Annotated in this window: 10 protein-coding genes and 1 tRNA gene; 5 read left to right on the top strand and 6 right to left on the bottom strand. The window is 71.5% G+C overall.

Annotation, left to right across the window (positions count from 1 at the left end):
- The first annotated feature begins 30 nt into the window (after positions 1-30).
- The 3 genes from MUB56_RS00970 (at position 31) to MUB56_RS00980 (ending at position 2,295) form a co-directional block, all read left to right on the top strand.
- Positions 31-720 carry a uracil-DNA glycosylase gene (locus tag MUB56_RS00970; protein ID WP_244930054.1) on the top strand — a complete coding sequence of 230 codons (690 nt, stop codon included), beginning with the start codon at positions 31-33 and terminating at the stop codon, positions 718-720.
- Positions 717-1,409 carry an ElyC/SanA/YdcF family protein gene (locus MUB56_RS00975; RefSeq protein WP_244930055.1) on the top strand — a complete coding sequence of 231 codons (693 nt, stop codon included), beginning with the start codon at positions 717-719 and terminating at the stop codon, positions 1,407-1,409. The genes MUB56_RS00970 and MUB56_RS00975 overlap by 4 nt, the downstream gene beginning before the upstream one ends.
- Positions 1,410-1,512: 103 nt before the next feature.
- Positions 1,513-2,295: a class III extradiol ring-cleavage dioxygenase gene (locus MUB56_RS00980; RefSeq protein WP_244930056.1), complete on the top strand. Its 783-nt coding sequence runs from the start codon at positions 1,513-1,515 to the stop codon at positions 2,293-2,295.
- Positions 2,296-2,312: 17 nt separating this feature from the next.
- Here MUB56_RS00980 and MUB56_RS00985 read toward each other — a convergent pair whose 3' ends face one another.
- The 3 genes from MUB56_RS00985 to MUB56_RS00995 all read right to left on the bottom strand — a co-directional run bounded on the left by MUB56_RS00985 (position 2,313) and on the right by MUB56_RS00995 (position 6,945).
- Positions 2,313-3,038 carry an aldo/keto reductase gene (locus MUB56_RS00985; protein WP_348536705.1) on the bottom strand — a complete coding sequence of 242 codons (726 nt, stop codon included), beginning with the start codon at positions 3,036-3,038 and terminating at the stop codon, positions 2,313-2,315.
- Between the two features lie 704 nt (positions 3,039-3,742).
- Entirely contained in the window at positions 3,743-5,317 is a 1,575-nt protein-coding gene (locus MUB56_RS00990) for a succinic semialdehyde dehydrogenase (RefSeq protein WP_244930057.1), read from the bottom strand.
- Between the two features lie 2 nt (positions 5,318-5,319).
- Complete coding sequence (locus MUB56_RS00995) at positions 5,320-6,945, bottom strand: GMC family oxidoreductase N-terminal domain-containing protein (RefSeq protein WP_244930058.1); 1,626 nt, start codon at positions 6,943-6,945, stop codon at positions 5,320-5,322.
- A gap of 101 nt (positions 6,946-7,046) precedes the next feature.
- On the opposite strand from MUB56_RS00995, the gene pdxY reads away from it, so the two are divergent.
- Positions 7,047-7,898 carry a pyridoxal kinase PdxY gene (gene pdxY / locus MUB56_RS01000; RefSeq protein ID WP_244930059.1) on the top strand — a complete coding sequence of 284 codons (852 nt, stop codon included), beginning with the start codon at positions 7,047-7,049 and terminating at the stop codon, positions 7,896-7,898.
- 112 nt (positions 7,899-8,010) lie between these two features.
- Positions 8,011-10,314, top strand: coding sequence for a CARDB domain-containing protein (locus MUB56_RS01005; RefSeq protein WP_244930060.1), 2,304 nt, complete (start codon positions 8,011-8,013; stop codon positions 10,312-10,314).
- A gap of 100 nt (positions 10,315-10,414) precedes the next feature.
- On the opposite strand, the gene MUB56_RS01010 is transcribed toward MUB56_RS01005, so the two are convergent.
- The 3 genes from MUB56_RS01010 to MUB56_RS01020 all read right to left on the bottom strand — a co-directional run bounded on the left by MUB56_RS01010 (position 10,415) and on the right by MUB56_RS01020 (position 12,022).
- Positions 10,415-10,487, bottom strand: a tRNA-Thr gene (locus MUB56_RS01010).
- A 43-nt stretch (positions 10,488-10,530) separates the two neighbouring features.
- Positions 10,531-11,292, bottom strand: coding sequence for an SDR family oxidoreductase (locus MUB56_RS01015; RefSeq protein WP_244930061.1), 762 nt, complete (start codon positions 11,290-11,292; stop codon positions 10,531-10,533).
- A gap of 1 nt (position 11,293) precedes the next feature.
- Positions 11,294-12,022, bottom strand: coding sequence for an SDR family oxidoreductase (locus MUB56_RS01020; protein ID WP_244930062.1), 729 nt, complete (start codon positions 12,020-12,022; stop codon positions 11,294-11,296).
- Between the last annotated feature and the right edge of the window lie 16 nt (positions 12,023-12,038).

The raw sequence follows: 12,038 nt of genomic DNA on the forward strand, positions 1-12,038 counted from the left end.
CGCGACCGCGCGGGGCACTACCGTGTCCGCGTGAGCGCACTCGCCGGACTCGTCGACAAGGGCCTGATGGCACCGGACTGGGCCGCGGCCCTGGCTCCGGTGGACGACCAGGTCGCCGCCATGGGCCGCTTCCTGCGCGAGGAGATCGCCGCCCACCGGCCGTACCTGCCGACCGGAGACAACGTCTTCCGCGCCTTCCGGCGACCGCTCGCCGACGTACGCGTCCTGATCGTGGGACAGGACCCCTACCCGACGCCCGGGCACCCGATCGGGCTCAGCTTCGCCGTCGAGGCGCACGTGCGACCGATCCCGCGCAGCCTCGCGAACATCTACACCGAGCTCGGCGACGACCTCAACCTCGAGATGCCCGCCCACGGCGACCTGACCGCCTGGGCCGACGCCGGCGTGATGCTGCTCAACCGGGTCCTCACCGTGCAGCCCGGCGCCTCCGCGTCGCACCGCGGGAAGGGCTGGGAGCAGGTCACCCAGCGCGCGATCGAGGCGCTGGTCGAGCGCGGTGGCCCGCTCGTGGCGCTCCTGTGGGGCCGCGACGCCCAGAGCCTCAAGCCGATGCTCGGCAGCACGCCGTACGTCGAGTCCGTGCACCCCTCGCCGCTCTCGGCCAGTCGGGGGTTCTTCGGCTCGCGCCCGTTCAGCCGGGTCAACGCCCTCCTCGTCGAGCAGGGCGGCACCCCGGTCGACTGGCGGGTGCCGGCGTGACCCGGCGCGGGTGGCGCCGCCGCCTGTTCGTCGGCGCCGGAGTGCTCGCGCTCCTGATCCTCGCCCTCGTCGGGACGGCGAACGCCGTCGTGATCGTGCGCACCGGCGACCGGGTGGCCGACGCCCCCGCCGACCTGCCCCACGCCCAGGTCGCGATCGTGCCGGGCTCGCTGGTCCGACCCGACGGCACGCTCGGGCGGATCGTGCAGGCCCGCGTCGACGCGGCGGTCGCGCTCCACGAGGCGGGCACCGTGGACAAGATCCTGCTCTCGGGCGACAACGGCACGCACGAGTACAACGAGCCCGACACCATGCGGGCCGCGGTGCTCGCCGCCGGAGTGCCGCCCGAGGACGTGTTCACCGACTACGCCGGCTTCAACACCTGGTACACGATGCGCCGGGCCCGTGTCGTCTTCGAGGTGGAGTCGGCCGTCGTGGTCACCCAGGAGTTCCACGTCGCCCGCGCGGTCGACCTCGGCCGGGCCGCGGGTCTCGACGTCCACGGCCTGGCGGTCGACGACGGTGGACGGCTCCGCGTCCGCGCCCGGGAGCTGCTGGCCCGGGTACGCGGCCTCGGCGAGGCGACCGTCCGGCCGGACGTCACCGGGGGGCCGGTGCTGCCGATCACCGGTGACGGCCGGACCTCGTGGGCCGAGCCCGCGCGGGACGTCGTACCGCCCGGTCGCTAGGACAGCCGCCTCGGATGACGTCCCCGAACCCCGAGACCTGCCGAGGCCCGTGACACGGCCACTCCGAGGGAATATAGTTGAAGATCAAACCATTGGAGGAGTCATGACCACCGTCGACGTACGCATGCCGGGCCTCTACCTCGGACACGGTGCTCCCCCACTGCTGGACGACCCGCTGTGGTCGGCCGAGCTCGCCTCGCTGGCGGGCGACCTGCCGCGCCCGACCGCGATCCTGATCGTGAGCGCGCACTGGGAGTCGGCCCCGATCAGCCTGAGCGCCAACCGGGCGCCGCTGGTCTACGACTTCGGCGGCTTCCACCCGAAGTACTACGAGATGACCTACCGGACGCCGGACTCCACCGCCCTGGCCGAGCGGATCGCGGCGCTGATGCCGGCGACCGAGCCGGTCCACCAGCACGCCACCCGCGGGCTCGACCACGGCGCCTGGGTGCCGCTGAAGATCATGTACCCGGCGGCCGACATCCCGGTCGTGCAGATGTCCCTGCCCACCCACGACCCCGAGCGGCTGCTCGCGATCGGCGCCCGGCTGCGGCCGCTGCGCGACGAGGGCGTGCTGATCATCGGGTCGGGCTTCCTCACCCACGGGCTGCGCTACCTCACCGACTGGTCGATCGACGCCCAGGCCCCGGGCTGGTCACGCGACTTCGACTCGTGGGCCGCCGAGGCGCTGGCCCGCGGCGACGTCGACGAGCTCGCGAACTACCGCGCCAAGGCCCCCGGCATGCCCTACGCCCACCCGACGGTCGAGCACTACACGCCGCTGTTCGTCACCCTCGGCGCCGCCTCCGACGCCGGTACGCCCGGCGAGCAGATCATCGACGGGTTCTGGATGGGGCTGTCCAAGCGGTCGCTCCAGGTTGCCTGACCAGCGCCGCGCGAGCCTCAGTCGGCGGTGATCTCGTCCAGCTCGACCAGGTCCGCCTCGGTCGGCTCCCAGGCCAGCGCGGCCGCGTTGCGCCGCACCTGATCACCGGACGTGGCGCCGGAGATCACCGAGGAGACGGCCGGCTGCGCGGCCAGCCCGGCGATCGCCACGTCGAGGACCTCGACACCGCGAGCCTCGGCGTACCGCTCGAGCGCCTCGATGCGGTCCCAGTCGGCCTTGGCCAGCCACCCCGCTCGCGCCGGGTCGAGCTGGGCCCGGGAGCCCTCGGGGGCCGCGGACCCGCGGCGGTACTTGCCGGTCAGCAGGCCGTACTCCAGCGGGAAGAACGGCAGTACGCCGAGGTCGTAGGTCTCGCAGGCGGGCACCACCTCCGCCTCGATCGAGCGGTCGAGCAGCGAGTAGCGGTTCTGCACCGAGACGAACCTCTCCAGCCCGCCCGACCGCGCCGTCCAGTCGGCGTCGGCGACCTGCCAGCCCGCGAAGTTCGAGCACCCGAGGTAGCCGATCTTGCCCTCGTGCACGAGGTCGGTCAGCACCGACAGGGTCTCCTCGATCGGGGTCACGTCATCGGGCCGGTGCAGCTGGTACAGGTCGATGCGGTCGGTCTTCAGCCGCCGCAGCGACGCCTCGACCGCGCGTCGTACGTAGCGCCGGGCCCCCCGCACCCCGTGGTCGGCGCCGTTCGCGCCGCGCATGTCCATCCCGAACTTGGTCGCGAGCACGAACTCGTCGCGCTGGCCTGCAGGGCCTCGCCGAGCAGCTCCTCGCTCCCGCCGGGGTGGCCGCCGTAGACGTCCGCAGTGTCCAGCAGGGTCACCCCGGTGTCGCGCGCCGCAGCGAGGATGCCGCGCACGCCGTCGAGGTCCACCCGCCCGCTGAACGCGTTGCAGCCGATCCCGACCGCACTGACCATCAGCCCTGAGCCGCCCAGCGGGCGGTACGTCATCTCGCTCACGCGAGCGACGCTACCGAAACACCCCCGGTGGTTGAGCAGCGAGAGCGTGTCGAAACCCCCCGCACCGTCGATGCGACCGCGATCGAGGTGGCTTGTCGACTCACCGGGTTTCGACACGGTTGCTAGCGCAACCTGCTCAACCACCGAGACCCACCGGCGGTTGAGCAGCGAGGAGCGCCAGCGACGAGCGTGTCGAAACCCCCGCAGCGTCGAAGCGACCGCGATCGAGGTGGCCTCTCGGCTCACCGGGTTTCGACACGGTTGCTAGCGCAACCTGCTCAACCACCGAGACCACCGGCGGTTGAGCAGCGAGGAGCGCCAGCGACGAGCGTGTCGAAACCCCCGCAGCGTCGAAGCGACCTCGATCGAGGTGGCCTCTCGGCTCACCGGGTTTCGACACGGTTGCTAGCGCAACCTGCTCAACCACCGGCCGACACGGTTGCTAGCGCAAGCTGCTCAACCACCGGTGAGTCAGCGGATCCCGGTCTTCCGCATCAGCTTCAGCCCGGACAGCATCGACTTCACGTAGGCGTCGTAGTCCTGCCCGGGCCGCGCGCCCATCACCTGCTTCTTCAGCACCGCGAGGTTCTGCACGTCGGTGTACTTCAGCAGGCCGTAGTCGCCGTGCCGCGCTCCGACCCCCGACTGCTTCACCCCGCCCGACGGCGTCCCCTTGGAGGCGAACGCAGTCGCGAGGATGTCGTTGACGTTGACGTTGCCCGACTCGATGCGCCGGGCGACGGCACACGCGGCCTCCACGTCTCCACCCCACACGGAGGCGTTGAGGCCGTAGTCGGTGTCGTTGGCGAGGGCGACCGCCTCGTCGACGGTGCGGTAGCGGTGCAGCGCGACGACCGGCCCGAAGGTCTCGGTGACGCCGCAGAGCATGTCCTTGGTGACGCCCTCGAGGATGGTCGGCTCGAAGAACGCCGGGCCGAGGTCGGGGCGGGCCTTCCCGCCGGTGACCACGGTCGCGCCCTTGGCGATGGCGTCCTCCACGTGCGCCTGCACGCGGTCCTTGTGGTCGGGCGATACGAGCGAGCCCATCTCGGGCCCGAAGTCGTACGACGCACCGACGCGCAGCGACTCCGCCGCCTCCACGAACCGGGTCTTGAACTCGTCGTAGCGTGACTCGGGCAGGTAGATCCGCTCGATGTGCATGCAGATCTGGCCGGTGTTGCCGAACACCCCGAAGACCGCGCCCTGCACGGTCTCCTCCAGGTCGGCGTCCTCGAGCACGATCATCGGGTTCTTGCCGCCGAGCTCGAGGCAGCAGCCGATCAGGTTGCGACCGGCCCGCTCGCCGATCACCCGGCCGGTGTTGGTCGAGCCGGTGAACATGACGTAGTTGGCGTTGTCGATCAGCGTCGGCCCGACGTCGGGTCCCTCGCCGCAGACGACCTGGAACAACCCCTTCGGCAGCCCCGCCTCCTCCAGCATCGAGATGCCGTACAGCGGCGACAGGGCGGTCTTGTTGTCGGGCTTGAGCACGATCGCGTTGCCGGCCATCAGCGCCGAGATCGCATCCGAGATGCCCGTCGCGAACGGGAAGTTCCACGGCGCGATGACACCGACGACGCCCTTGGGCTGGCGGATCTCGGTCGACGTCGTCAGGAACGGCACCGGCCCGCCGCGCTTCACCGACGCGAGCAGCTTCGGCGCGCGCTTGAGGTAGTGGCTCATCACCATCGGCGGGTCGCAGGTCTCCTCGATCGCCATCCGCCGGTTCTTCCCGCTCTCGACCTGGATCAGGTCGGCGGTCGTCTGGGCGTTGTCGATGAACAGGCCGTGCGCCTTCTTGAAGACCTTCAGCCGCTTGGCGAGCGGCCAGGCGGCCCACTCGCGCTGGGCGGCCCGGGCGGCGGCGAAGGCGCCCTCGATGTCGGCGGGGGTCGACTGCGGCAGCTCGACGAGCAGCTCGCCGGTGTAGACCTCGGTGAGCCTCCAGGTGCCGCCGCCGGTGGACGGGATCCGGGCGACCAGGCGCTGGAGGAAGGCGTCGGTGACCGACGCGGGGCGGGCGATCCGCTGCGGCGTGAGAGTCATGGTCAGCCCCGTCCCAGCACCAGGTCGGCGCCGCGTTCGCCGATCATGATGGCCGGCGCGTTGGTGTTGCCGCCGGTGATCGACGGCATGATCGAGGCGTCGCAGACCCGCAGGCCCTCGACGCCCCGGACCTTCAGGTCGGGCGAGACGACGGCGAGCTCGTCGACACCCATCCGACAGGTGCCGACCCCGTGGTAGACCGAGGTCGCCCGGTTGAGGATCGCGTCGCGCAGCGCCTGGCCCGTCAGGTTGGCGCCGGGGTGCAGCTCCTCCTTGACCGCGCCGCCGAAGGCCGCGCCGCCCATGATCTCGCGGACCATCTCCGACCCCTCGCCGAGAAGCTCGAGGTCGGCCGGGTCGGCGAGGTACTGGGGATCGATCAGCGGTGCCGCCGTCGGGTCCGCCGAGGCCAGCCGCAGGGTGCCGCGGCTGCGCGGGTAGATCAGGGTCGTGAGCACCGTCAGCGCGGGCCGCTGGTCGACGTCGTGGCGGATCGCCTCGTCCTGGTTGGGCGAGACGTAGGCCCACGGCAACAGGTGCAGCTGCAGGTCGGGTACGTCGGTGGCCTGCGAGGTGCGCACGAACCCGACCGACTCGAACACCGAGTTCGCGAGGAACGTCGTACCGGGTCGCAGCGCCTCCTTCACGATGCCCTTGCCGAAGAAGAAGGCGTTGCCGCGCATCTTCGAGGAGGTCGTGTGGAAGGTCATCGCGTGGAACATGTGGTCGTGCAGGTTGTCCCCGACCGGCAGGTCCGCGACGACCGCGATGCCATGGTCCCTCAGGTGCTGCGCGTGACCGATGCCCGAGAGCATCAGGAGCTGGGCGGACCCGACGAAGCCGGCGGAGAGGATGACCTCCTTGCCGGCGCGTACGGTGCGCTGCGAGCCGTTCTTGTCGGTCACCTCGACGCCGGTCGCGCGGCCGTTCTCGACGACGACCTTGCGGACCAGCACCTCCGACTGCAGCTGCAGGGTGGGCGGCGCGAGGTGGTGGATGTAGCCGCGGGAGGCGCTGTAGCGCAGCCCCTGCGCGGCGTTCTGCTGCATCCGGCCGATGCCCTCCTGCGACTCCCCGTTGTAGTCGTCGAGGACCTTGACCCCGAGGGTGTCGGCGGTGGCCTGGATGAACTGGAGGGTGCCCTCCTGCGGAGCCTTGTTGCGGGTGACCCGGATCGGGCCGCCGGCACCGCGGAAGGCGTTCTCGCCGTCCTCGAAGTCCTCCATCCGCTTGTACGCCGCGTTCACCGAGTCGGCGTCCCAGCCGGTGTTGCCCTCGGCGGCCCAGGAGTCGAAGTTGGCCCGGTTGCCGCGCACGTAGACCATGCCGTTGACCGAGCTCGAGCCGCCGACGACCTTGCCCCGCGGGACCGGCATCTTGCGGTCGAGGATGTGCTTCTGCGGGGTGGAGTAGTAGCCCCAGTCGACCCGCTGCTTGATCTGCGGGACCGAGTGCATCGGCCCGATCATCCCGGGCTTCTTCACCAGGAACTGCTCGTCGCTCTTGCCTGCCTCGAGGACGATCACGCTCGCCCCGGACTCGGCCAGGCGGCCGGCGATCGCGGCGCCGGAGCTCCCGGATCCCACGACGACGTAGTCGGCCTCGTTGCGGTAGGGGGTCTTGGCCATCGATACACCTCGGCGTTCACATACTGACGGAATGTGGCTCGGCACACACTACGCCATGAACTGCAACCTGTTCTAGTTACCTGGGGGTGGAGGATGGTCCGGTGCAGATCCTGTCCATCCAGTCCTCGGTCGCCTACGGCCACGTCGGCAACTCCGCCGCCACGTTCCCGCTCCAGCGCATCGGCCACGAGGTCTGGCCGGTGCTCACGGTGCACTTCTCGAACCACACCGGGTACGGCGCGTGGCGCGGGCCGCTGCTCGCCCCGGCCGACGTCGCGGACGTGATCGCCGGCATCGAGGACCGTGGCGTCCTGGGCCAGGCCGACGCGGTCCTCTCGGGCTACCAGGGCGACCCGGCCGTCGGCGCGGTGATCCTGGACGCGGTCGCCAGGGTCAAGGCGCTCAACCCGGACGCGGTCTACTGCTGCGACCCGGTGATGGGCGACGTGGGCCGCGGCATGTTCGTGCGACCGGGCATCCCCGAGTTCATGCGCGACACGGTCGTGCCCCAGGCCGACGTGGTGACCCCGAACCACTTCGAGCTCGACTTCCTGGCCGGCCGCACGACCACCACGATCGCGGAGGTGCTGGACGCGGTGGACGCCGTCCGCGACCGCGGCCCCCGCGACGTCCTGGTCACGAGCGTGCTGACCTCGGAGGTCGAGCCCGACCACCTCGACGTGGTCGCCGTCTCCGACGCCGGCGCCTGGGCGGTCACCACCCCGCTGCTGCCGATCAGCCCGAACGGGTGCGGCGACGTCACCGCGGCGCTCTACCTGGCCCACCTGCGCACGACCGGCTCGCCGGCCACCGCGCTGGAGCGGACCACCTCGTCGGTCTTCGCGATCCTGGAGGCGACCATCGCCGCCGGCACCCGCGAGATCCAGCTCATCGCGGCCCAGGACGCCATCGCCGACCCGCCGCCGACGTTCCCCGCCCGCCGGCTGCGCTGACCCAGCGTCGTACGACATCGGGACGGGTCCCGCCACCCGCATTTCCGGCCGGTCTGGACGGCTCTGAAATGACGCGGCGGGATCGCGCGCCGTCCTGGTTCAGTCCTGGGTCATGTCGTCCCGCCTGCCCGTCCTCGTCGCGTCCGTCGCCCTCGCCGCCACTCTGCTGCCGGCCGGCCCGGCGGGGGCCGCACGCCCGAAGGCACCCGACCTCGTCGTCGCGAGCGCGTCGCTCCCGGTGCGCACGGTCGCGCCCGGCGCGACCGTGCGAGTCCCACACACCCTGCGCAACAGCGGCACCGCGAAGGCGAGGCGCTCGACGACCCGTGTCCACCTGGTCGCGGGCCGCGCCGCCGTACCCGTGGCCGGTCGCGCCGTCGGCGCCCTGAAGCCGCGCAAGCGGACCCGGCCGGCCACCGTGGCGTTCCGGGTGCCCGTGACGCTGGCGACCGGGTCGTACGCCGTCCGCGTCTGCGCCGACGGCCAGCGCAAGGTCAAGGAGCGCAACGAGCGCAACAACTGCCGGGTCGCCGGGACGCTGCAGGTGCAGCGACCGACGACTCCCCCGCCGGCGCCGCCGACCCCGCAGATCCCCGCGATGGATCCGGGCGAGACGGTGCTCGACAGCTTCGCGACGACCCGGGACTGGCCGGCCGACGAGGACGACGCGCTCGGGTACCTGAAGATCTTCTGCCAGTCCGCCTACCCCGCCCGGGCGTTCTCCCTCCCGGACGCCGTGGCCAGCCTCCGGTCCCGGCTCACCCAGGACGCCGCCGCGGGGATGGCCGCGCTCGCCGCATCCCCGTCGTACGACGACGTCGTCGGGCTCCAGCAGCTCGCGACGGCCGGCGTCGCCCAGGGCTCGCCCGGCCTCGCCCTGGCCGCGCTGCTCCGCGCCGCGGACCTGGAGCCGACCATCGGCACCCACCTGGTGAACGCGGCGTCGCTCGCGGTCTCGCTGAGCATGCCCAACGAGGCGGTCGCGCTCCTCGACGCTGCCGCCTCCCGGACCTTCCGGACCCCGGCGATGGGGATCCCGCAGCAGGCGATCGCGGCGACCGTGCGCGGACAGGCCCTGGTGATGACCGGCCGCGCCGAGCTGGCGCGGCCCTGGTTCCTCGCCGCCCGGGCGGCGGCACCGGTGCTGACCGAGGCCGAGGCCGGCCTGGCCACCATCGAGGCCTGCGCGGGCGACGACGTGAAGGCGGCCCGCCTGGTCCGCAAGAGCCGCCAGCGCACTCAGGAGAAGACCGCGCCGGAGCAGGAGGTCGCGCGTCCCGAGCCGCTGTCGCAGATCGATCTCGGTGCCGGCCGCACCACGCACCTGCGTCAGGTCCCCCTGCCGGTCTCCCCCGACCGGGCGGTCGCCATGATCGACGGCTACCAGGCGATCCTCGACCACAACTTCACCGAGATCGACGACCACAACGCCCGCGCGAACGCGCTCGACGTGCTCCTCGACGCCGCCGACGCCACGAGCACCGAGGCCGAGCGCGAGCGTCGGCACGACCTGATCAGCCTCTCCTACACCGCCACCAGCCCCGAGATCGAGGCCCTGGAGAACCAGGTCGACCGGATCCTCGACGACCTGACCGAGCAGAAGGAGGCGTTCTGGGGCGGCGGGACCGGCGAGGCGCCGTACACCTACGGCGAGATCCAGGACGACGCCTTCGCCGCCTGCGACGACACCCCCTGCTACACGAAGTACATGAACGACCACTGCCGTCCCGCGCTGCGCTCGGAGCACCAGCACTGGCTGGCGCTGATGCAGGAGTACCAGGACACCGAGAACGAGCGGATCGCCCTGCTCTCGCAGCTGATGAGCTCGATCGCCGCCCACGTCGCCGAGCCCGCGGGCCACGACCTGATCATCCTCGGCATCGAGCGGCTCGAGGCGACCACCCACACCGGCATCGCCACCCGCGGCTGGGTGTGGGCCCGCGACGCCCAGGTCCGCTCGGACCACTGCGTCGAGCCGCTGCCGGTCGAGGGCGTCGACGCCGAGGACGAGCCGGACGCCGAGAGCGCCGGCGCGTGCTCGGAGGAGGCCAAGAAGATCAGCTTCAAGTTCGGGCTCGGCCCGAGCGAGATGAAGGTCAACTGCGAGAAGGTCCAGCAGGAGTTCTCCGCCGAGGTGTTGCCGCTGCTGAACGCCTTCGCCGAGATCTCCTACGACTTCCGCAGCGGCACCATGACCATCGTCGCCGGCAGCAAGGCCAAGGGCGGCGTGGGCGGCGTCGAGGGCTCGTTCAAGTCCGGCGTCTACGTCACCGTCGACACCCGTGGCGGCGGCTCGATCAAGGACGTCGGCTGGCAGGTCGGCCCCGAGGTCACCGCGAGCGCCGGCGGGCTCGAGGTCGAGGTCTACAAGGACGAGATGGACATCTCGTTCATCGCCGGGTTGAAGGGCGACTGAGGGCCGGCCTGGAACTTCCCCGGTTCACCGGGGAAGCTGGACGTTCTCGGGCGAAATGTCGGCCGAGAACGTACGGCTTGCCCCGAGAAGTCCGCCTCGGAGCCGATGACAGGAATTGAACCCGCGACATCCTTATTACAAGTAAGGCGCTCTACCAACTGAGCTACATCGGCGCGACCCGATCGGGTCGGTCGCTCATGCTAGTGGGCACGCGGGTCAGCTGAAGAAGCTGCCGCCCCCGTCCACGCTCAGCGTCACCCCGGTGACGTACGACGAGTCGGGGCCGGCCAGGTAGACCGCGGCCCGGCCGACGTCGTGCTCGGCGTCGCCGACCCGGGGCACCGACATCGTCTTCAGGACGATCTTCTCGAGCTCCTCGGGGCGCTCGTCGAAGTAGGTCCGGGCTCCCTCGCTGAGCACGAACGGCGCGAGGTTGTTGACCGTGATGCCGTGCCGTCCCCACTCCCGGGCGGCCACCCGGGTCAGTCCGGCGACGGCGGCCTTGGAGGCGACGTACGCGCCGAAGCCGGCGAGCCCCTGCGGCTCGGAGCCGGAGCGCAGGTTGATCACGCGGCCGCCGTACGCGCTGCTCTGCAGGTGCGGGAAGCAGGCGCGCATGAAGTAGAGCGTCGCCTTCGGGCCGGTGTCGAGCACCCGGTCCAGCTCGTCGTCGGTCGTCGCCTCGAAACGCGCCGAGACCGCGTCGATGGCGTTGTTGACGAGCACGTCGACCGACCCGAGCCGCTCGACGACGTCCGCGACACAGGAATCCACCTGGGCGGAGTCACGGATGTCGCAGCGCAGCGCGAACGCCTCGGCGTACGGCGTCAGCTCGGCGACCGTCCGTTCGGCACCCTCGGCGTCGAGGTCGACCACGGCGACGCGCGCGCCCTCCTTGGCGAAGGCCCGGGCGATGCCGGCGCCGACCCCGCGGGCGGCGCCGGTGACGATCGCGACCCGGCCCTCCAGGACGCCCATGTCAGCTCATGAACCCGTCGATGGCCAGCACCGTGCCGGTGACGAACGCGGCCGCGGGCGAGGCGAGGTAGCCGATGGCCGCCGCGACGTCGCCGGGCGGGATCGCACCGGGCATCTGCATGAAGAGCCGCTCGGAGATCCGGGGCTCCAGGTCGCTCGGATAGGTCTCGGCCACCTTGGCCACCATCGGGGTGTCGATGGTGCCGGGGCAGACGGCGTTCACCCGGACGCCGGTGGAGACCAGCTCCAGGGCGAGGTTCTTGGTCAGCTGGGTCAGCCCGCCCTTGGAGGCGCCGTACGCGGCGGCGTACGGCTGCGGGACCCGGCCCGCGACCGAGGAGACGTTCACGACGCAGCCCGGTCCGGCCTTCAGGTACGGGAGCGCCGCCTGGGTCAGCAGGAACGGGCCCTTGAGGTTGACCGCGAGCACCCGGTCCAGCTCGGCCTCGTCGATCTGCTCGAACCGACCGAACTGGACGATGCCCGCCACGTTGGCGAGCACGTCGATGCGGCCGTGCTGGGCGCAGGTCGCGATCGCCGCGTCGACCGAGGCCTTGTCGGCGACGTTGGTCTCGACATAGGTCACGCCCTCGGGGACGGTCGGGTTCACGTCGAGGCCGAAGACGACCTCGCCGGCGTCGCGGAACATCGTGGCGGTCGCGTAGCCGACGCCGGAGGCGGCGCCGGTGACGACGACGACGCGCTGGTCGTCGCTCAGGGTGCTGGTCATGGCCGGACGCTAGCAG

Source organism: Nocardioides sp. W7 (assembly GCF_022919075.1).
Classification (GTDB): Bacteria; Actinomycetota; Actinomycetes; order Propionibacteriales; family Nocardioidaceae; genus Nocardioides.

Bases quoted from the DNA above. Each gene is read 5' to 3' on its own strand.
- MUB56_RS00980 (WP_244930056.1), top strand. From the start codon at position 1,513: ATGACCACCGTCGACGTACGCATGCCGGGCCTCTACCTCGGACACGGT.
- MUB56_RS00990 (WP_244930057.1), bottom strand. From the start codon at position 5,317: ATGACTCTCACGCCGCAGCGGATCGCCCGCCCCGCGTCGGTCACCGAC.
- MUB56_RS00995 (WP_244930058.1), bottom strand. From the start codon at position 6,945: ATGGCCAAGACCCCCTACCGCAACGAGGCCGACTACGTCGTCGTGGGA.
- MUB56_RS01015 (WP_244930061.1), bottom strand. From the start codon at position 11,292: ATGGGCGTCCTGGAGGGCCGGGTCGCGATCGTCACCGGCGCCGCCCGC.
- MUB56_RS01005 (WP_244930060.1), top strand. From the start codon at position 8,011: ATGTCGTCCCGCCTGCCCGTCCTCGTCGCGTCCGTCGCCCTCGCCGCC.
- MUB56_RS01020 (WP_244930062.1), bottom strand. From the start codon at position 12,022: ATGACCAGCACCCTGAGCGACGACCAGCGCGTCGTCGTCGTCACCGGC.